General features: G+C 74.6%; 20 protein-coding genes and 2 pseudogenes. 11 read left to right on the top strand and 11 right to left on the bottom strand.

The features are described 5' to 3' along the window. Nucleotides 1-80: 80 nt before the first annotated feature. Together AB0B20_RS24860 and AB0B20_RS24855 are read left to right on the top strand one after the other, a co-directional pair. Nucleotides 81-263 (top strand): hypothetical protein, encoded by a 183-nt coding sequence (locus tag AB0B20_RS24860; protein ID WP_357384204.1) that lies wholly within the window; start codon nucleotides 81-83, stop codon nucleotides 261-263. A 5-nt stretch (nucleotides 264-268) separates the two neighbouring features. After that, nucleotides 269-697, top strand: a complete 429-nt coding sequence (locus tag AB0B20_RS24855; RefSeq protein WP_357384206.1) for a DUF2267 domain-containing protein — start codon at nucleotides 269-271, stop codon at nucleotides 695-697. 72 nt (nucleotides 698-769) lie between these two features. On the opposite strand, the gene AB0B20_RS24850 is transcribed toward AB0B20_RS24855, so the two are convergent. Continuing rightward, nucleotides 770-1,513 carry a PIG-L deacetylase family protein gene (locus tag AB0B20_RS24850; RefSeq protein ID WP_357384208.1) on the bottom strand — a complete coding sequence of 248 codons (744 nt, stop codon included), beginning with the start codon at nucleotides 1,511-1,513 and terminating at the stop codon, nucleotides 770-772. Between the two features lie 187 nt (nucleotides 1,514-1,700). Here AB0B20_RS24850 and AB0B20_RS24845 point away from each other — a divergent pair. Next, a pseudogene (locus AB0B20_RS24845) lies at nucleotides 1,701-1,937 on the top strand (hypothetical protein); the annotation flags it as partial. Between the two features lie 6 nt (nucleotides 1,938-1,943). Then, nucleotides 1,944-3,221: a cupin domain-containing protein gene (locus AB0B20_RS24840; RefSeq protein WP_357473861.1), complete on the top strand. Its 1,278-nt coding sequence runs from the start codon at nucleotides 1,944-1,946 to the stop codon at nucleotides 3,219-3,221. An 85-nt stretch (nucleotides 3,222-3,306) separates the two neighbouring features. On the opposite strand, the gene AB0B20_RS24835 is transcribed toward AB0B20_RS24840, so the two are convergent. From AB0B20_RS24835 to AB0B20_RS24815, 5 genes and pseudogenes are all read right to left on the bottom strand, one after another. Next, a complete protein-coding gene (locus AB0B20_RS24835) occupies nucleotides 3,307-3,978 on the bottom strand; it encodes a hypothetical protein (protein ID WP_357473858.1) in 672 nt (223 codons plus the stop codon). After that, nucleotides 3,975-6,647, bottom strand: coding sequence for an FtsK/SpoIIIE domain-containing protein (locus AB0B20_RS24830; RefSeq protein WP_357473855.1), 2,673 nt, complete (start codon nucleotides 6,645-6,647; stop codon nucleotides 3,975-3,977). The genes AB0B20_RS24835 and AB0B20_RS24830 overlap by 4 nt, the downstream gene beginning before the upstream one ends. Next, nucleotides 6,640-7,518: a hypothetical protein gene (locus AB0B20_RS24825; RefSeq protein WP_357384217.1), complete on the bottom strand. Its 879-nt coding sequence runs from the start codon at nucleotides 7,516-7,518 to the stop codon at nucleotides 6,640-6,642. The genes AB0B20_RS24830 and AB0B20_RS24825 overlap by 8 nt, the downstream gene beginning before the upstream one ends. Before the next feature lie 9 nt (nucleotides 7,519-7,527). Then, nucleotides 7,528-7,788 (bottom strand): hypothetical protein, encoded by a 261-nt coding sequence (locus AB0B20_RS24820; RefSeq protein ID WP_013286060.1) that lies wholly within the window; start codon nucleotides 7,786-7,788, stop codon nucleotides 7,528-7,530. A gap of 177 nt (nucleotides 7,789-7,965) precedes the next feature. Next, a pseudogene (locus tag AB0B20_RS24815) lies at nucleotides 7,966-8,334 on the bottom strand (hypothetical protein); the annotation flags it as partial. Between the two features lie 113 nt (nucleotides 8,335-8,447). On the opposite strand from AB0B20_RS24815, the gene AB0B20_RS24810 reads away from it, so the two are divergent. The 3 genes from AB0B20_RS24810 (at nucleotide 8,448) to AB0B20_RS24800 (ending at nucleotide 11,580) form a co-directional block, all read left to right on the top strand. After that, a complete protein-coding gene (locus AB0B20_RS24810; protein WP_357473952.1) occupies nucleotides 8,448-10,997 on the top strand; it encodes an ATP-dependent Clp protease ATP-binding subunit in 2,550 nt (849 codons plus the stop codon). Between the two features lie 62 nt (nucleotides 10,998-11,059). Next, complete coding sequence (locus AB0B20_RS24805; RefSeq protein ID WP_357384221.1) at nucleotides 11,060-11,230, top strand: hypothetical protein; 171 nt, start codon at nucleotides 11,060-11,062, stop codon at nucleotides 11,228-11,230. Next, nucleotides 11,230-11,580 carry a DUF3140 domain-containing protein gene (locus AB0B20_RS24800; RefSeq protein WP_357384223.1) on the top strand — a complete coding sequence of 117 codons (351 nt, stop codon included), beginning with the start codon at nucleotides 11,230-11,232 and terminating at the stop codon, nucleotides 11,578-11,580. Before AB0B20_RS24805 ends, AB0B20_RS24800 begins: the two co-directional genes overlap by 1 nt. Before the next feature lie 47 nt (nucleotides 11,581-11,627). Here AB0B20_RS24800 and AB0B20_RS24795 read toward each other — a convergent pair whose 3' ends face one another. From AB0B20_RS24795 to AB0B20_RS24785, 3 genes are read right to left on the bottom strand one after another with little or no spacing between them, the layout of a single operon-like run. Further along, the gene (locus AB0B20_RS24795; RefSeq protein ID WP_357473852.1) at nucleotides 11,628-11,864 is read right to left on the bottom strand and encodes a hypothetical protein; all 237 of its coding nucleotides are present in this window, start codon (nucleotides 11,862-11,864) and stop codon (nucleotides 11,628-11,630) included. Nucleotides 11,865-11,884: 20 nt separating this feature from the next. Further along, nucleotides 11,885-12,871, bottom strand: coding sequence for a LysR family transcriptional regulator (locus AB0B20_RS24790; RefSeq protein WP_357384227.1), 987 nt, complete (start codon nucleotides 12,869-12,871; stop codon nucleotides 11,885-11,887). Nucleotides 12,872-12,918: 47 nt separating this feature from the next. Beyond that, nucleotides 12,919-13,536, bottom strand: a complete 618-nt coding sequence (locus AB0B20_RS24785; protein ID WP_357384229.1) for a hemerythrin domain-containing protein — start codon at nucleotides 13,534-13,536, stop codon at nucleotides 12,919-12,921. Between the two features lie 128 nt (nucleotides 13,537-13,664). Between AB0B20_RS24785 and AB0B20_RS24780 the strand changes: the two genes are divergently transcribed. Both AB0B20_RS24780 and AB0B20_RS24775 read left to right on the top strand, forming a co-directional pair. Continuing rightward, on the top strand, nucleotides 13,665-14,993 hold the full coding sequence (locus AB0B20_RS24780) for a M20/M25/M40 family metallo-hydrolase (RefSeq protein WP_357384231.1): 1,329 nt from the start codon (nucleotides 13,665-13,667) through the stop codon (nucleotides 14,991-14,993). Nucleotides 14,994-15,054: 61 nt separating this feature from the next. Beyond that, a complete protein-coding gene (locus AB0B20_RS24775; protein ID WP_357384233.1) occupies nucleotides 15,055-15,708 on the top strand; it encodes a hypothetical protein in 654 nt (217 codons plus the stop codon). Nucleotides 15,709-15,759: 51 nt separating this feature from the next. On the opposite strand, the gene AB0B20_RS24770 is transcribed toward AB0B20_RS24775, so the two are convergent. After that, complete coding sequence (locus AB0B20_RS24770; protein ID WP_030274256.1) at nucleotides 15,760-15,951, bottom strand: DUF5703 family protein; 192 nt, start codon at nucleotides 15,949-15,951, stop codon at nucleotides 15,760-15,762. A gap of 68 nt (nucleotides 15,952-16,019) precedes the next feature. Then, on the bottom strand, nucleotides 16,020-16,988 hold the full coding sequence (locus AB0B20_RS24765) for an aldo/keto reductase (RefSeq protein ID WP_357384235.1): 969 nt from the start codon (nucleotides 16,986-16,988) through the stop codon (nucleotides 16,020-16,022). Nucleotides 16,989-17,152: 164 nt separating this feature from the next. Here AB0B20_RS24765 and AB0B20_RS24760 point away from each other — a divergent pair, with 164 nt between their 5' ends. Both AB0B20_RS24760 and AB0B20_RS24755 read left to right on the top strand, forming a co-directional pair. Continuing rightward, a complete protein-coding gene (locus AB0B20_RS24760) occupies nucleotides 17,153-18,205 on the top strand; it encodes an LLM class F420-dependent oxidoreductase (RefSeq protein ID WP_357384237.1) in 1,053 nt (350 codons plus the stop codon). Continuing rightward, nucleotides 18,202-19,038, top strand: a complete 837-nt coding sequence (locus AB0B20_RS24755) for an undecaprenyl-diphosphate phosphatase (protein ID WP_252453980.1) — start codon at nucleotides 18,202-18,204, stop codon at nucleotides 19,036-19,038. Before AB0B20_RS24760 ends, AB0B20_RS24755 begins: the two co-directional genes overlap by 4 nt. Nucleotides 19,039-19,231 lie beyond the last annotated feature (193 nt).

Below are 19,231 nucleotides of genomic sequence, written 5' to 3'. Positions count from 1 at the left end.
CCGGGTGAGGCCCGCTCACCCGCCCCCGCCGCAGCATGGACAGTGGCGCCGCCAAAGGCGCCGCGACGAGGAGGTGGGTCATGACGGTACGGGTGGTGGCGGACCGGCGCCGCGGTGGCGTACTGCACGTGATCGGCGGCTCCGAGGCACCCCGGCGGGGCGAGCGGCCCGGCCGGTTCAGTCCGACCCGGCTGTGGCGGGGCCCCAGCGGCCCGCCGCGCCGCGCCGACGACCGACGCTGGGAGACCGACGCACGGGGGTGATCCCGATGGCCGAGCAGTTGTTGTCCGCGTTCGAGTCCTCGCTGGACAAGACGAACGTGATCCTCAAGGAGATCGAGTCCGCGTACGGCTGGCCGAAGGAACGGCGCAACCAGTCCTACGCCGCGTTGCGTACCGTGCTGCACCTGCTGCGCGACCGGCTGCCGGTGCGGGAGAGCGCCGAGTTCGCCCAGCAGTTGCCGGTGCTGGTGCGCGGGATCTACTTCGACGGCTGGCAGCCGGAGAACGTGCCGATCAAGCTCAACCGCGACGACTTCCTGTACGAGGTGCGCCAGGGCTTCCCGTACGACGTCGAGGGCGGCGCGCAGCGGGTGGCGCAGGTCGTGCTGGACACGTTGCGCCGGCACGTCACGCAGGGGGAGTGGCAGGACGTGAAGGCCACCCTGCCGCAGGACCTGCGTCAGCTCATTCCCTGACCGGCACCCGGACCGGCCCGTCCCCTCGGCGGGGCGGGCCGCCGGCGTGCCGACCAGGAACATCGCCGCGCCCTACTGGAGGTTGATCGGGAAGACCTCGAACGTGGCGCCGAACCGCGCGCCGAGCCGGCTGCCGGCCGGCCGGGCCATGCCCTCCAGGAACTCCTCGGCGTCGAAGCCGCCGTCGCCGAGCCCGCTCAGGTACGCCCCGTGCGCCCGCAGCGAGGCGACACCCTTGTCGAACGTGTCGGTCACGTCCACCCCGTGCCGGGCCACCGGCGACCCGGCCGCCCACACCTCGCGGACCCGCGACCACGGCTGGACGCCGTCGGTGAGCTGCTCCGGGAAGATCCACCGGTTGCCGGCGTCGCGGACCGCGTCCAGCGTGGCCCGGCCGCAGGCGATGTGGTCGGCCTGGTTCAGCGCGTACGCCCCGTCCCAGGTCTCCCGGAAGTTGTTCGTCAGCACCACGTCCGGCCGGTGCCGGCGCACCACGGCGGCGATGGCCCGGCGCAGCGGCACGCCGTACTCCAGCAGCCCGTCGGGCAGGCCGAGGAACTCGACGACGGACACCCCGACCACCGCGGCGGAGGCGCGCTGCTCCTCCTCGCGCACCACCCGGGCGCGCTCCGGCGTCATCCCGTCGATGCCCGCCTCGCCGCTGGTGAGCAGGCAGTACACGACCTCCTTGCCCTGCCCGGTCCAGCGCGCCACAGCGGCTGCGGCGCCGAACTCCAGGTCGTCGGGGTGGGCCACCACTGCCAGCGCCCGCTGCCAGTCCTCGGTCAGCGGGGTGAGCGGTTCCGGCTGCGTCACGTGCGTCTCCTCGCCTGTCGTCCTCCCGCCATCCTGGCATCCGGCCCTCCCGGCCGCTTGCCCCGCGAACCGTCCGTACGACGGCGTCCGGGCGTCTACGGTGTGGTTAGAGAAGATCGGGCGTGGGGTACCACCCGCTGCACACGGACCCCGGCACGACGCGGGGCGGCACACCGAGGGAGCACCCATGGCATTGAACGACGACGACATCCAGAGCAGCGGCGGCAGCGGCCTGGAGGGCCCGGCCGACGGCGGTGCGACCCCGGGTCAGCACGACGGTGGCGCGGACGGCGGCGCGGAGGGTCCCGCTGACGGCGGTGCGACCCCGGGTCAGCACGACGGTGGCGCGGACGGCGGCGCCGAGGGCCCGGCCGACGGCGGAGCGACGCCGGGTCAGCACGACGGCGGCGCCGACGGCAGCGCCTGACACATGAGCACCACGCACGTCGACCCGCCGGGTGGCCACGGCCGCCCGGCGGTTGCGTTCTCCGCGTCCGAGGCGCTGGCCCGGTGCGTGGCGGTGGATCCGGCGAAGTTCGCCGCCGACCACTGGGGGCGCAGCCCGCTGCTGTCCCGCGCCGCCGAACTGCCCAACCCGCACGGCTTCACCGACCTGCTCAGCCCCGCCGACGCCGACGAGCTGCTCAGCCGCCGCGGCCTGCGTACCCCGTTCCTGCGGGTCGCCAAGGACGGCCAGCTCGTGCCGGCGGCGCGGTTCACCGGCGGCGGTGGCGCGGGCGCCGAGATCGGCGACCAGGTCCTCGACGAGAAGGTGCTGGCGCTGTACGCCGACGGCGCGACGCTGGTGCTGCAGGGCCTGCACCGCACCTGGCCGGCGATCGTCGACTTCACCCGCGACCTGGGCACCGCGCTGGCCCAGCCGTTGCAGGTGAACGCCTACCTGACCCCGGCCGGCAGTCAGGGCTTCGCCACCCACTACGACACCCACGACGTGTTCGTGCTCCAGGTGGACGGGCGCAAGCACTGGCGGATCCACCCGCCGGTGCTGGCCGACCCGCTGGAGCGCCAGCCCTGGGGCGGCCGGGCCGACGAGGTCTCCGCCACCGCCGAAGGACGCCCCGAGCTGGACGTGGTGCTCGAGCCGGGCGACGCGCTCTACCTGCCGCGCGGCTGGCTGCACAGCGCCCAGGCGCAGGAGTCCAGCTCGCTGCACCTGACAGTGGGCATCCGGGCGCTGACCCGGTACGCGGTGGTCGAGGAACTGCTCGCGCTCGCCGCCGAGGACGCGCGGCTGCGCGCGAGCCTGCCGTTCGGGCTCGACCTGGCCGACCCGGACGCGGTCGAGCCGGAGCTGACCGAGACCGTCGAGGCGCTGCGCGACTGGCTGCTGCGGGCCGACCCGGCGGCGGTGGCCGGTCGGCTGCGGGCCCGGGTCTGGCCGGCGTCCCGACCGGCGCCGATCCGGCCGCTGGCCCAGGCGCGGGCGCTGGCCCGGCTGACGCCGGACAGCGAGGTCACGGCGCGCGGCGGCCTGCGCTGGCAGCTCGCCCCGGCCGCCGACGGCCGGATCACGCTGCGGGTGCCGGACCGGACGCTCACCCTGCCCGGCACCTGCGAGGCGGCGCTGCGCGCGCTGCTCACCGGCGAGGTGACGCGGGTCGGCGACCTGCCCGGCCTGGACGACGACGCCGATCGCCTGGTGCTGGCCCGCCGCCTGCTCAAGGAAGCGGTCCTGGTCCCCGCCTGACGGGCGCGATCATGAGGTTGACCGGCGGCGCGACGGCGTGTCGCGCCGCCAACCTCATGATCGACGCGGCGGGGCCGGCCGGGGGTCAGCGGGCGTATGTCGCCGTCAGCAGGAGCAGGGTCGTCACCAGACCCGAGGCGGCCACCAGGATCATCGGGCGCGGGGTCAGCACCGCGTGCCGCCGGTCGGCCAGCAGCCGGGCCGGCGCCAGCCCGATCACCGGGCCGAGCAGCGTCACCACCAGCGCCAGCACCGGCAGGCCCACCGCCAGGTCGCCGCTGGACCCGGCGCCCAGCGCCCGCGCACCCACCCCCAGCGCGTACGCCACCAGCGCGCCGCCGATCCCGCACGCGATCAGCAGCGGGTTCACCGAGCCGGGCAGTTCGCCCGGCGCCCCGGTGCGCTCCAGCAACTCCCGGACCGCGCGCAGCAGCGGCACCGGATCACCGGCGGCGCTGCGGACCGGGCCGGGCGGGTCACCCAGCCGCCGGGCGCTCACGCCCAGCCGGGCCCGCAGCTGCGTCCACAGGTGAGCGACCTCGCCGTCGACGCGCTCCACCAGCCGGGCCGCCTCGGCCACCTCCTCCTCGGCCTGCCGGACCTGCTCGTCGGCCCGCGCCACCGCCAGGTCGGCGGCGGCCACCTGCTCGGCGTACCAGGTGTGCGCCTCGGCCCGCTGAGCGGTCACCCGGGCGGTCAGCTCGGCGAGCCGGCGGATCTGCGCGCTGTACGTCTCACTGGCAACCGGTTCGTTCATCGGGAGGGACCATAAGGGATGATCACCTGTCCGGTGCGGTGCACCGCCCGGTCGAAGTAGAGACCGCGCCACGGCCGGGGATACCAGTCCGGGCCGCCGCTGCCCGGATAGAGCGAGGAGCCCAGCTCGCCGCCCTGCACGTCCAGCGCCACCCAGGCGCCGATCTGGTCCGTGCGCGCGCCCGCGCCGCCCAGGTCGACGCGCATCCGGGCCACGCCACGCCACCACGCCAGCACGTGCGTACGCCGTTCCGGCCCGTCGTGCAGGATCCGGCGCAGCTGCTCCAGCCCGGTGCGCGTACCGGCCTTGCCGGCCAGCGCCGCGGCCGCCGCGTCCACCGCGTACAGCAGCAGGAAGTGCGGGGTACGCGCCGCACCCGGCGCGCCCAGCCCGTCGCCCACCTCGGCCATCAGCTCCGGCACGGTCTCCTCGTCGTACCAGGAGGCGTCGCCTTCCAGGTCCTCGTACAGGGCACGGGCGGCCGGGTCGGCGTCCGGGTCCAGGCAGGCGATGGAGAACCGGGCGGTGCCGCGCCGGTACTGCCGGGCCAGCGAGCGGGCGGCGGCGTCGAGCACCGCGCACGCCTCGTCCACCCGGGTGCCCAGCACGGCCAGATTGCGGCCCGGCGCGCGGGGCAGCCGCAGCGCCGCCGAGCGGGACTGCACGTCGATGATCTCGCCGAGCAGCGCCACCGGGCTGCGCGGCACGCCCTGCTCCGGCGCGCTCAGCGCGCGGAAGTCCGGCGCGTCGGCGAGCTTCGGGATCGCCTCGCCGTCGAACAGCCGGGCCGGCGCCGCGTCCTGCGGGCGCATCCGCCACAGCCGGTGCTGAAGTTCGCTCCACGTCTCCCAGTCGCTGGCCGACGGGATCCGGGCCACCTCGTTCCCCTCGGCCAGGCCCGACTCGGCGTTGATCACCGCGTGGTGGCGGGGCAGCGACTGCGCGGCGTCGTTGCGCTCGGCCAGGATGCGCAGCGCCTTGGGCAGCGCGATCCGCAGCGTGAACTGGGCGACGAGCGCGGGCCGTCCCCACAGCGCCTCGATGCCGCGCACGTCCTGCGACGCGAGCACCAGGTGGATGCCCTGCGACCGCCCCCGCCGGGCCAGGTCCTCCAGCAGGTCGGCGGCCTCCCGGGCGACCACGTCCCGGCCGGCCAGCAGCGCCTGGAACTCGTCGACCACCGCCACGATGCGCGGCCAGTGCCCGTCCGGGTCCACCGCGCGCAACTCGGCCAGCTTGGTGACCTCGTGCTTCTTCGCCGCGTCGGCGCGGCGGCGCAGCTCCTCGGCGAGGAAGCGCAGCAGCGCCAGGCCGAACTCCCGGTCGGTGTTGACGTTGATGCCGACCAGCCGCATGTGCGGCAGCCAGCTCGGATCGCGCCGGCCCTGCGCGAACCGGGCGAAGGACACGCCCTCCTTGAAGTCCAGCAGATAGAACTCCAGCTCGGCGGGGGAGTAGCGGGCGGCGAGCGCGCCGATCCAGGCGAAGATCAGGTTGGTCTTGCCGGTGCCCGACGGGCCGCCGATCAACGCGTGCGGCGGGTAGTCGCCGAGGGTGAGCAGCACCTGCCGCCCGTGCGGGCCCTCGCCGACCGGCGCGGTGAGCCCGTGCGCCGAGTCCTCCCGCCAGTACTCCTCCGGCGGCGGGAGCAGGTCGGTGAACGGTGTCGGCGGCGGGCCGGCGGCCACCCGGGACGCCACGGTGCGGCACGTCTCGGTGACCAGGGCGGGCGGCGGCGGCGCGTCGAGCACCACCGGCAGCCCGCCGATACGGGCGTCGTCCGGCTCCACCGTGATCCGGGTGACCGTCGGGTCACCGGGCAGTTCGATGCCGCGGACCACCAGGTGCACGCCGCACGCCGCGCCGGTGCGTACCACCCGGTCGAGCTGGCCGCGCTCGTGCCGGGACAGCTCGTCGCCGCCGAGCAGCACCGCCACCCGCCACGGCTCCGGGCGGCGTCCGGTGGCGGCGGCCAGCTCACGCAGCGAGCCGTACTCACCGGCGAGCACCGTGGCGTTGATCCGGCGGATCTGCTCCACCAGGTCGTCAAGCAGCCGGCCCAGCCCGCCCGGCCCGACGAACGTGAGCAGCCCGGCAGTGCCCAGCGGCGCGAACCCGGCCAGGCCGCCGCCCAGGTGTTCCGGGTCGTATCCGTACAGCCGTACCGCGCCCGGGTCGGCCCGCCCGACCGAGCGCAGCAGCAGCGCCGGCACCACCGCCGCGAGGCCGTCCCGATCGCCGCCGGCCAGGTGCGCGTGCCCGGCGTCCAGCAGCGGAACCAGCGCCGGCACCGGTTCGGCCCCGTCGAGGCGTACCGTGCCGATGCGCGACGCGCCCGGCGGCTCGGACCGTCCGGCGGGCGTGGCCTGCCAGCGGTCCCAGGGCGCGGAGGCCGCGCCGGGCGCCTCCCGCTGCGCCGCGGCGGCGGCCCGCCGGGCCAGCTCGGCCAGGCGGGCGGTGTGCCGGGCGTCGATCTCGGCCAGGCGCCGGTCGCGCGCGGCGCCCACCCGGGCGGGCACCGCCGCCGCGGCCCGGCGGGTACGGGCCAGCCGCTCCCGCCCGGCGGCCAGCTCGGCCTCGGCGGCGGTGAGGCGGGTACGGGTGGCGCCCAGGGCCTCGGAGAGCATCCCCCGGACCCGCGTCACCAGTTGAGCGCGGACGTCAGGCACGGGGCGGCTCCGGTTCGTCGGTGTCCTTGGGCAGGTCCCGGCCGAGCCGGTCGAGCAGCACGCCGGTGAGCACGCCGGCGGTGACCGCCGGGTCGGCCGCGTGCGGCTGCTCCGCGTCGTCGGCGCGGCGCGGCGGGGGCATCCGGCAGACCCGGGTCAGCAGCGTGTCCAGCACCGGCGGCGGCAGCCCGGGCAGCAGGTCACGGACCCGCGAGTCCAGCGCGCCGCGCAGCCGGGGCAGGTCGTCCGCGCGAGGCGGATGGCCGAGCAGCTCACCGGCCAGCTCGCGCAGCAGCGGCGGGGTGATCGCGGCCAGCCCCAGCCCCACGTCGGCGTGTGCCCGGCGCAGCTCGCGGTGCAGCCGGTCCCGGTCGCCGGAGCGGACCCCGGCGGCCACCCGGCGCAGCAACTCGTGGGCGTCCCCGACGCGCTCGTCCGGCTCGTCCGCCGCCGGATCCCGGCCGCCGGTCAGCTCCGCCACCCGCACCGCCCACCAGCGCCGTACCGCCGGTTGCTCACCCGGCTCGGCGGCCGGGCCGGGCGCGGGCGGTTCCTGGCCGCGCGGCGTGTCGTGCTTCGGCCGCGCCTCGCCCGGCGGCGCCGGGCGCGCGCCGTCGGGGGCCAGCCCGATCGCGGCCAGGTACGCGGTGAGCTGCTCCTGTGCCACGCGCAGCGCGTAACCGGCGGTCTCGGCGTGCTCGGTGGCCGAGGACAGCTCCGGCACCCCCATCGGGTCGGACGACTCCTGGCGCACCCAGCGCAGCCGCTCCTGCGCCTGACCGAGCTTCTCCAGCGCGACGGCGAGCTGCGCCAGCGGCAGTTCCTCGGCGGCGGCACGGACCTGCGCGCCGATGTCCTCGACGATGGACACGGCCGGGCCTCAGAGCGTCGCGACGTAGAGCTGTGCCTGCTCCACCGCGACGAGTGTCGCGGCCAGGCACTCCTCCAGCTCCTGACCGGCCTGTGTCAGCGAGGCCTGCGCCGCCTCGACCGTCTCGTGCCCGCTGCCCTCCAGCGCGCCGGCCAGCGTCTGCTGCGCCTCGGCCAGCTTCTCGCCGGCTGCCTGCACCGCTGTCTGGCCGTCACCGATCTGCTGGAGAGCGACATCGATGGCTGCCTTCAGCTCGGCAACGCTCGCCACGGGGACCTCCTGGGGGCGAAAGAGATCTCCATTACAACCCATCGGAACGGGTGGACGAACATCCACCCTCGCGGCGTGACGACCCGCGTGTCCGGTTGCCGCCCTGACGTGCGTGAAGATCCGGCCGGGCGGCATCCCGCGGTCCCGTCGCCGGTCCCATCGGCGGGACCAACGGCCCAGCCAGCGCGGGCCGCGCACCTCCGCGCCGAGCGCGGTGACCCGCTCGCGCAGTTCGCGGTCGGCCGTGACCACCACCCGCCGCCGGTCCGGCGCGGCGGCGACCAGCTCGACCACCGTGTCGTCGCCGGAGCCGGGCGCGGACACCACCTCCACGCCGGGCGCGGGCGGTGTGTGCCGGGCCGCGCCCTCCACCACCAGCACCACCTGCACCGGTGGCGGCAGCTCCGGCGGCACGCCAGCCTGGCCGACCGGCGCCAGCGCGTCGCGCAGCCGGGCCGCCGCGCCGGCCCGGTCCCGCCACCAGCCGTCCGGGCGCGAACCCACCACGTTCGCGCCGTCCACCACCAGCAGCGCTCTGCTCTCCATGCCCCCCAGCCTGCCATCCGGTCGCGTTTGTCGCGCCGACCGCCGGGTAGCCACCGCCGACCGTGCCGCGCGTGCCGGGCGCCGGTCGTGCCGACTGACTGCGGAGGACGATGATGATGGGACCGGGCGACTTCGGCAACGACCCCTGGGACGAGTTCCTGGCCCGATACTTCGGCCGGGGCGAGGGGGGACGCCGGCCGGCGCACCGGGTCGACATCACCCGCCTGATGACCGCCGACGCCCGGGAGATGCTCGCCGACGCGGCCCGCCGCGCCGCCCAGAAGCACAGCAACGACCTGGACACCGACCACCTGCTCTGGGCGGCGTTGCAGCGGGAGCCGCTGCGCGACCTGGTCCGCCGGGCCGGCGCCGACCCGGACGCGCTGCTCGGCGCGCTGGGCGGCCGCGGCGAGGGCGCGCCGCGCGGCGAGGTGCCGCCGAACCTGTCGCTGACCCCGGCGGCGAAGCGGGCGCTGCTCGACGCCCACCAGCTGTCCCGCGCGATGGGCGCCAACTACATCGGTCCCGAGCACATCCTGATGGCGCTGCCGCTGAACCCCGAGTCGCCGGCCGGCCGGATGCTCGCCGCGGGCCGGATCCAGCCCGAGTCGTTGCAGGCGGCCAGCGCCGAGCGCGGCGCGGCGACCGCCCCGCGCCCCGATCACGGCACCCCCACCCTCGACCAGTACGGCCAGGACCTCACCGAGCTGGCCCGGATGGACCAGATCGACCCGGTGATCGGCCGGGCCGACGAGATCGAGCAGGCCGTCGAGATCCTGTCCCGGCGTACCAAGAACAACCCGGTGCTGATCGGTGAGGCCGGCGTCGGCAAGACCGCGATCGTGGAGGGCCTTGCGGAGCGGATCTGCGACGGCGACGTGCCGCAGACGCTGATCGGCAAGCGGGTGATCCAGCTCGACCTGGCTGGCCTGGTCGCCGGCACCCGCTACCGGGGTGACTTCGAGGAGCGGCTGAAGAAGGTGATCGACGAGATCCGCGCCCACCGTGAGGAGCTGATCATCTTCCTGGACGAGATCCACACGCTGGTCGGCGCGGGCGGCGCCGGCAGCGAGGGCGGGATGGACGCCTCGAACATGCTCAAGCCGGCCCTGGCGCGCGGCGAGCTGCGGGTGATCGGCGCGACCACGCTCGACGAGTACCGGCGCAGCATCGAGAAGGACGCCGCGCTGGCCCGCCGGTTCCAGCCGGTGCTGGTGCCCGAGCCGGGCGTGGAGGACACCGTCGCGATCCTGCGCGGCCTGCGCGACAGGTACGAGGCGCACCACCAGGTCCGGTTCACCGACGAGGCGCTGGTCGCCGCCGGTGAGCTGTCCGACCGGTACATCACCGACCGGTTTCTGCCGGACAAGGCGATCGACCTGATCGACCAGGCCGGCGCACGGGTGCGGCTGCGCACGCGTACGCCCGCCGAGGACGTGCGTGAGCTGGAGCAGCAGCTCGACGAGACCCGCCGGGACAAGGAGCAGGCGGTCTCCGACGAGCAGTACGAGCGCGCCTCCGCGCTGCGCGACCGGCTCGCCGAGTTGGAGGACCAGGTCCGCCGGGCCCGCGGCGACGAGGGACCCAACCACGTGCCCGAGGTCGGTCCGACGGAGATCGCCGAGGTGGTCTCCCGCGCCACCGGCATCCCGGTCACCCAGCTCACCGAGGAGGAACGCGACCGGCTGCTGCGCCTGGAGGGCCACCTGCACGAGAAGGTGATCGGCCAGGACGACGCGGTCAGCGCCGTCGCCGAGGCGGTACGCCGGTCCCGTACCGGGCTGGCCGACCCGGACCGGCCGATGGGCAGCTTCCTGTTCCTCGGCCCGACCGGCGTCGGCAAGACCGAGCTGGCCCGCGCGCTGGCCGAGGCGCTGTTCGGCGAGGCGGACCGGATGGTCCGGGTCGACATGAGCGAGTTCCAGGAGCGGCACACGGTCAGCCGGCTGGTCGGCGCACCGCCCGGGTACGTCGGCTACGAGGAGGCCGGCCAGCTCACCGAGGCGGTACGGCGCCGCCCGTACGCGGTGGTGCTGCTGGACGAGATCGAGAAGGCGCACCCGGACGTGTTCAACATCCTGCTCCAGGTGCTCGACGACGGCCGGCTCACCGACAGCCAGGGCCGTACGGTGAACTTCAAGAACACCGTGCTGATCATGACCAGCAACCTCGGCTCGGAGCTGATCACCGGCACCCAGCGCACTGTCGGCTTCGCCACCGGCGCGCCCGGGGAGCGGGAGGGCGACGAGCTGCGGGAGCGGCTGATGCGCCGGCTCCAGGAGAACTTCCGCCCGGAGTTCCTCAACCGCATCGACGAGGTGATCGTCTTCCAGCGGCTGGAGGCCGAGCAGCTGCGCCAGATCACCGGGCTGCTGCTGGAGGAGACCCGCCGCCGCATGCACGCCCAGGACATCCAGGTCGACTTCAGCACCGCGGGCGTCGACTGGCTCGCCGAGCACGGCTACCAGCCCGAGTTCGGCGCCCGCCCGCTGCGCCGGGTGATCCAGCGCGAGGTCGACAACCGGCTGTCCCGGATGCTGCTGGAGAACGAGGTCTCCCCGGGGCAGAAGGTCACCGTGGACACCCGCGACGACCAGCTGGTCTTCGACGTCACCGCAGGTGAGCGGGGCTACAGGCCGGCCACCACGTCCCATCCCCGATGACCGGGCGGGGCCCGTCCCGGCCGGGCCGGGACGGGCCGTCACCGAAGGACCGGAGGGCGGACATGACCGAACCCGAGGAAGTCACCGACGACGACACCGGGGCCGGCGAACCGATCGAGGCGACCCCGACGGCGAACCCGTCCCGGGTGCGGGTGCCGCCGGAGGGCCTGAGGCAGCACACACCGGACGAGGGCGAGACGGCACCCGGGCCGCCGCCGGCAGAGGAGGCGTGATGGTACGCGAGGCGCGACTCGACCCCGAGGCCGAGGTGATCTGGGACGACTTCCACGCCGAGGTGAACGTGTCCTCCGAGACGCTGCGGCAGTGGCTGCTCACCCGGGGCTCGGGGGAGGAGGCGTTCGGCCCGAACCCTGACCTCGACCTGCCCGAGCCCGGCCGGCAGATCCTCGCCGTGCTGCGCAAGCGCAAGGTGGACCTCACGCCGGAGGACATCGAGGTGATGCGGGAGGCGATCACCCGGATCCGGGAGCTGACCGCGCAGCGGCCCCGCCGGGGCAACGCCGACGACGAGTGGCGTCACGCCCTGCTCGACCTCGGACACGACGTGCTCGCCGAACGCTGAGCCGGTACGGCGGCGCCCGGGCGGACCACCCGCCCGGGCGTCACCGGCTACTCCGACTCCAGGCTGGGCAGCCGCAGCCCGGCCGCGTCCGCCGCGGCCTGCCGGTCGGCGTGGGCGCGTTCCTCGCGGCTGAGCAGGTTGGCGTACTCGGTCACGTCGGCCGGGCCCGGCACCTCCGGCAACCGGCGCAGGAACGCCTCCACCTCGGCGGAGGCGGTGGTGTGCGCGGTGGCCGCCTGGCGCAGCAACTCCCGCTGGTCGGCGGCCGGATACAGATCAGTCATGTCGCCGGTGATACCCGGGTTCAGGCGATTCGCACCCCGCCCGAGCCGTTGGGCTGCACGCCGAACTCCGGGTGCGCCAGCAACCAGCCCAGGTACTCCGGATGGTTCGCCAGCGCGTCGGTGTACGCCGCGACCGCCGCCACCAGCACCGGCTCGGCCACCGCGGCGGCCGGCACGTCCGGGTGCCAGCCCAGCAGCAGCCGCCAGCGCAGCGGCGTGCCGGCGAGCCGGCGGGTGACCAGCCCGGCCACCGGACGGAACGTGGCCTGGCACAACGCCACCGCCTCACCGGCGTCCACCAGGTCCAGCGCGGCCCGCACGTCCGCCTCGTACACCTTCTTCGGGGTGAAGCCGGAACGGGCGCAGGCGGCGGCGAAGCAGTCGCCGAAGCAGCCGTCGCCCGGCGCGGCCACCCACCGCTCCCGCCGCAGGTCGACCAGGTCGACCTCGTCGCGGCCGGCCAGCGGGTGGGTCTGCGGCAGCAGCACGCAGACCGGCTCGACCGCCACCTCCCGCCAGCTCAGCCCGAACCCCGCCGACGGCGTCGAGTCGCCGCACACGCCGGTCAGGGCGAAGTCGAGCCGCCCACCGGCCACCATCTGCGCCAGCTCGTCCACCGACCAGGAGCCGTACGTGGTGATCTGCGCGTCCGGCCGGTCGGCGGCGAGCCGGTGCACCAGCCGCCCGAGGATCGGGCTGTTCACCCCGCCGAAGCGGTAGCGGCGCAGCGGATCACCGGCACCGGCCATCCGGGCCGCCTCGTCCCGCAGGCCCTTCATCGCCGGCAGCAGCACCCGTGCCCGGTCCAGCACCAGCTCACCCAGGGCGGTGGGACGGGCACCGCGGCGGTCCCGCTCGAACAGCGGCCCGCCCAGCGCCCGTTCGATCCGCTGAAGCTGGGCGGTCAGCGCCGGCTGGGCCAGGCCGAGCGCCGAGGCGGCCTTGGTGACGCTTCCCGTCTCCGCGATCGCGCAGACCACACGCAGGTGTCGCAGCTCCAGATCCATACCGTGACGGTAGGACCACGAACCGATGCGCGGAAGGGGCGATCGGCTCACGCCTGGCGGCGGTGCTCCAGGTCACTCAGCCGGGTACGCCGTCCGGTGACCGCGTCGCGCACCTTGTCGAGCACCCCGACGGCCGGTTCGACGATCTTGTTCCAGGGTGGGGTGGCGGGCGTGCCGGGGTGCGGGCGGGTCGGTGCCGCCTCCTCGGCGATCTCCCACCGGTTGCCCAGCCGGATCAGCTCGGCGTCGCTCGCCACCTCGCGCAGCGGCGTGACCAGCGCGGCGACGCGGCTGACGTGCCGGCGTACCCGCTCGGCCACGTCGTCGACCGCCGGGTCGTCGGCGCCGGACAGCTGCTTGAGGGCGGTCAGCAGTCCCGCGTCGGCCTCGATCTCCCGCTCGACCAGCTCGGTGGCGTCCGGCATGGCGGCCCGGGCCGCCGGGAACAGGTACTGCTCCTCGGCGGACAGGTGCCGGGACACCGCGGCGGTCAGCACGTCGAGCACCTCGCGCCGGGCGGCGGCGTCCAGTGCCGGGTCGGTCACCCGGTCGGCCAGCCCCAGCAGCGCCCGGTGCTCGGTGTCCACGAGGTCGGCGACGCTGCGCCCACCCGGCCGGTACGCGTCGTCGGCGGCGGGCGGCAGCGGCGGCAGGGGGACGGTCATGGTGCCCTCCTCGTGACGGCCGGAGTCGATGTCCGGGCGGTCCGGCGGTACCCGGCCGGGCGGTCCGCGAAACCGTCGCCGGAGCACCGGCGGCCCGCGCCCACCCCACCTGCTGGTATAAGGAAGCGATGACGAGCGACGCCCTCCCCGCCCGGCCCGACGCCACCGACGAGGTCGTGGACCTCTGCCGTGACCTGCTGCGCATCGACACCACGAACACCGGCGACAACGACACCAGCGCGGGAGAGCGGCGTGCCGCCGAGTACGTCGCGGAGAAGCTCGCCGAGGTCGGCGTCGACGCCGAGATCCACGAGTCCGCGCCCGGCCGGGCCAACCTGGTCGCCCGGATCCCCGGCACCGAGCCCGGCCGCGACGCGCTGCTGGTGCACGGCCACCTCGACGTGGTGCCCGCCGACCCGGACGAGTGGTCGGTGCACCCGTTCTCCGGCGAGATCCGCGACGGCTACCTGTGGGGCCGCGGCGCGATCGACATGAAGGACTTCGACGCGATGGTGCTGGCGGTGGTCCGCGACTGGCAGCGCACCGGCGTACGCCCGCGGCGCGACGTCGTGCTCGCGTTCACCGCCGACGAGGAGGCCGGCAGCGACTACGGCGCGCACTTCCTCACCCAGCGCCACCGCGACCTGTTCGACGGCTGCACCGAGGCGATCGGCGAGGTCGGCGGCTTCTCCTACTCGGTCGACGAGCAGCGCCGCCTCTACCTGATCGAGACCGCCGAGAAGGGCATCGACTGGCTGCGCCTGCACGCCAAGGGGCGGCCCGGCCACGGCTCGATGGTGCACGACGACAACGCCGTCACCGCCCTGGCCGAGGCGGTCGCCCGGATCGGCCGGCACCGCTTCCCGGTGGTGATGACCGACACCGTACGGGCGTTCCTGGCCGAGGTCTCCGACGTGCTCGGCATCGAGATCGACCCGGACGACCCGGAGACCGCGATCGCCAAGCTGGGCCCGATCGCCAACATCATCGGCGCGACCATCCGCAACACCGCCAACCCGACCCGGCTGGCCGCCGGCTACAAGGACAACGTCATCCCCGGCCGGGCCACCGCCACCATCGACTGCCGCAGCCTGCCCGGGCAGAGCGAGGAACTGGAACGGCAGCTGCGCGAGCTGGTCGGGCCGGACATCGCCATCGAGTACGTCCAGCGCCAGCCGGCCCTGGAGACCACGTTCGACGGTGACCTGGTGGCACGGATGTCGGAGGCGCTGCGCGCCGAGGACCCGGGCGCGCACCCGGTGCCGTACATGCTCTCCGGCGGCACCGACGCCAAGGCGTTCTCCCAGCTCGGCATCCGCTGCTTCGGTTTCGCGCCGCTGCGGCTGCCCGCCGACCTCAATTTCTCCGGCCTGTTCCACGGCATCGACGAGCGGGTTCCGCTGGACGGACTACAGTTCGGCGTGCGGGTTCTGGACCGCTTCCTCCGTACCTGCTGACCGCGCCCGCCGCGGCGCCGCCGGCGCGGAACCTCCCCCCATCGCGAAGGGACTGCCACACATGACCGACCAGCACGGTGAGCTGGACGCCGCCCTCGAGCGGGTGATCGACGCGGCCCGCGCCCACCTGGCCGCCGTCCGGGCCGCCCAGGGCCGGATCGACGACGACGCCGTCTGGCAGGCGTACGTCGCGTTGAACAACGCCTCGTTCGCCTACGACGAGCAGCTGCTCGACGCGTTCGGCGAGGTGACGCCCTGGGACGTGGAGTCGATCGACCCGGACGAGGCCGACGAGCGCTTCGGCTCCGTGGAGGGCGGCGAGCCCACCGACCCGCACCCGCGGGTGATCTCGGTGCGGCAGCGGCGCGACTACCGGGTGCCGAGCGTCGCCGCGCTGCTGCGCGCGGCCGAGGCGGCCCGCCGCGAGGGCACCCCGGAGGACGACGAGCCGGCGCCGGTCGAGGGGGTCGGCGAGGCGGTGCTGGAGCTGCTGCAGAGCGGCGACGGTTCGCTGTCCGCGCTCGACGTGCCGGAGCTGGAACCGCTGGACGGGGTGGTGATGGTCAGCGAGGTCGGCACCCCCGTCGACCTGGAGTCGTTCGACGACGACGACCCGGTCGGCCCGTTCCAGCCTGCTGCCGACGACCGGCTGGTCGGCCGGCTCGACGAGCACCCGTTCATGGAGCTCGACGAGGAGCACGACCACGCCCACTAGGCCGTGCGCGTCCCCGGGGCCGCGCCACGCGTGCCCCGGGGACGGGCCTGCTCAGTACGACAGGCCCGGCTGCGACTGGTTGACCAGGCGGCGCCGCAGCACCACCTGCCGCGTGCCGTCCCGGTAGAGCCGCACCCGGGCCAGCTCCCAGCCGGAGAACTCGGCCTGGATCGCCAGCTGCGCCGCGGCGGTCAGCCGATCGACGTTCGAGGGCAACCGCAGCGGCGCGTATTCGTAGTCCATGCCCCTATGCTGCCCAGCTCGCGGACCCTCCGCCACCCCTTGCGGGTGACCCCGGTCGCCCCCGCGGCTCAGCCGTCGCGCTCCGGGTAGCCCACCGGCACCGCCGACACGTCGTCCAGCGCCGTGACGATCTCCTCCGGCAGCGTCATCCGCTCCACCTGCAACGCGCCGAGCAGCTGCCCGACGGTCCGGGCGCCAAGGATCGGCGCGGTCACGCCCGGCCGGTCCCGCACCCAGGCCAGCGCCACCTCCAGCGGCGACACGCCGAGCCCACCGGCCGCGATGGCGACCGCCTCCACGATGCTGGAGCAGCGCGGTTCCAGGTACGTCGCGACGAACCGCTCGAAGTGCGGCGACACCGCCCGTGAGTCGGCCGGGCGGCCGTTGCGGTACTTGCCGGTGAGCACGCCCCGGCCCAGCGGCGACCAGGGCAGCACGCCCAGCCCCATCCCGGCGCAGGCGGGCAGCACCTCCCGTTCCACACCGCGCTCCAGCAGCGAGTACTCCACCTGCGCGGCGACCACCGGGGCACGCCCCGGCCAGGCGGCCTGCCAGGCGGCGGCCCGGGCCGTCTGCCAGCCGGAGAAGTTCGACACGCCCACGTAGCGGGCCTTGCCGCTGGACACGGCGTGGTCCAGAGCCGAGAGCGTCTCCTCCAGCGGGGTGTCCGGGTCGTAGCCGTGCACCTGCCACAGGTCGACGTGGTCGGTGCCGAGCCGGCGCAGCGAGGCGTCGAGCGTACGCAGCAGGTGCCCCCGCGAGCCGTCCCGCCGGCGGGCGCCCGGCCGCAGGCCCGCCTTGGTGGCGATCAGCAGCTCGTCGCGGTCCACCAGGCTGCCCAGCAGTGAGCCGATCACCGACTCGGCGTCGCCGTCGGCGTACACGTCGGCGGTGTCGACGAGGTTGCCGCCCGCGTCGAGGAAACTCTTCAGCTGGGCGGCCGCGTCGTCGGCATCGGTGTCCCGTCCCCAGGTCATGGTGCCGAGCGCGAGCCGCGATACCGCCAGCCCGCTTCGGCCGAGCGGTCGCTGTTGCATGGGTGAACCTTATTTCGAACCCGGCGTCACGGATATCCTCGCCGCAGTCAACTTCCCGCGCGACCTCCACCCGGTGTGACATGTTCGGGGCGAGCCGGACGTCGAGGGCGCCACGCTCATTGCGTAACCTGATGCGACCTGTGGTGCGGACGGTGGGAGGATCAGTGCGACTCGGGCTCAACCTCGGATACCAGACGGCGTGGAGCACACCGTTTGATCACCTGGCGCTGGCCCAGGAGGCGGACCGGCTCGGCTACTCGGTGGTCTGGGCCGCGGAGGCGTACGGCTCGGACTCGCCGAGCATGCTGGCCTGGATCGCCGGGCAGACGGAGCGCATCGACGTGGGCTCCGCGGTGATGCAGATCCCGGCCCGTACCCCGGCCATGACCGCGATGACCGCCGCGACCATCGACACGCTCTCCGGCGGCCGGTTCCGGCTCGGCCTGGGCGTGTCCGGCCCGCAGGTCTCCGAGGGCTGGCACGGCGTGCGGTTCGCCAAGCCGCTGGCCCGCACCCGGGAGTACGTCGACATCGTCAAGCTCGCGATGGCCCGCAAGGAGGTCGCGTACGACGGCGAGCACTACACGCTGCCGCTGCCCGACGGCCCCGGCAAGGCGCTGCGGCTGGGCTTCCACCCGCCGCGCGAGCACATCCCGATCTACCTGGCCGCCGTCGGTCCGAAGAACCTGGAGCTGGCCGGCGAGATCGCCGACGGCTGGCTGGCCGTGTTCTACTCCCCGGAGTTCGCCGATGAGCACCTCGCCTCGGTGCGGACCGGCCGTGCGGCGGCGGGCAAGGAGCTGGCCGGCTTCGACGTGGTGCCGTCCGTGCCGGTCGTGGTCGGCGACGACATCGCCACCTGCGCCGAGCTGGTGCGCTGGTACGCCGCGCTGTACGTCGGCGGCATGGGCAGCCGCAAGCAGAACTTCTACAACCAGCTCGCCACCCGGATGGGCTACGGCGACGCGGCCCGCGAGGTGCAGGACCTCTACCTGGCCAAGCGGCAGCGCGACGCGGCCGCCGCCGTACCGATGGAGTTCATCGACCGCACCTCCCTGCTCGGCCCGAAGGAGCGTATCGCCGAGCGGATGCGGGAGTACGCCGCCGCGGGCGTGACCACGCTGTCGGTGTCGCTGTTCGTGGCCGACCGGGAGAGCGGGGTGCAGACCCTGCGTACCGTCGCCGAGGCGCTGGAGCTGTCCGGAGTCGGCGAGTGACCTGGATCGAGGCCGTCGTCCTGGGCCTGGTCCAGGGACTGACCGAGTTCCTTCCGGTGTCCTCCTCGGGGCACCTGCGGATCACCTCGGCGCTGTTCTTCGGCCGGGACGCGGGCGCGTCGTTCACCGCGGTGACCCAGCTCGGCACCGAGGCCGCCGTCCTGATCTACTTCGCCAAGGACATCTGGCGGATCGTCCGGACCTGGTTCGTCGGCCTTGTCGACCGCTCGGTGCGGTCCAGCCTCGACTACCGGATGGGCTGGTACGTCATCGTCGGCACCATCCCGATCGGCATCTTCGGGCTGATCTTCAAGGACCAGATCCGCACCGCCGGCCGGAACCTCTGGCTGATCTCCTGCACCCTGATCATCGGCGCGATGCTGCTGGCCTTCGCGGAGTACTGGGGCCGGCAGACCCGTACGCTGGAGAACTTCCGGATGCGCGACGGCGTCGTGATGGGCTTCGCCCAGGCGGCGGCGCTCGTGCCCGGCGTCTCCCGCTCGGGCGGCACCCTGACCGCGGGCCTGCTGCTCAACCTCACCCGGGAGACCGCGGCCCGCTACTCGTTCCTGCTGGCCATCCCCGCAGTCGTGATCTCCGGCGTGTTCAGCCTGCCGGACGTCTTCGAGCCGTCCGCGCCGGGCACCGCCGCGCCGAGCGTGGCGCAGATGGTGATCGCGACGCTCATCGCGTTCGCCGTCGGGTACGCGGCCATCGCCTGGCTGCTGCGCTACGTCGCCCACCACACGCTGTACGTCTTCGTGCTCTACCGGGTGGCGCTGGGCAGCCTGGTGATCTGCCTGCTGGCCACCGGCACGATCAGCGCCACCTGACGCTGTTTCCCGGTACGCGAAAAGGCCGGCACCCCGTTGGTTCGGGGTGCCGGCCTTTCGCTGTTTGTTCGTCTTACTTGTTCCAGTGCTGGGCGACCAGGTCGGCGGCCTGCTGTTCCCACTGGGCGTAGTGGTCGGGGTAGGCCGACACCTGGACGGTCTGGGCGGCCTTGGTCAGCGGCATGTCGCGCCA

The organism is Micromonospora sp. NPDC049151 (assembly GCF_040648395.1).
Classification (GTDB): Bacteria; Actinomycetota; Actinomycetes; order Mycobacteriales; family Micromonosporaceae; genus Micromonospora.
Note: the sequence above shows the minus strand (reverse complement) of the source record. Positions and strands in the feature narration are given on the sequence as shown.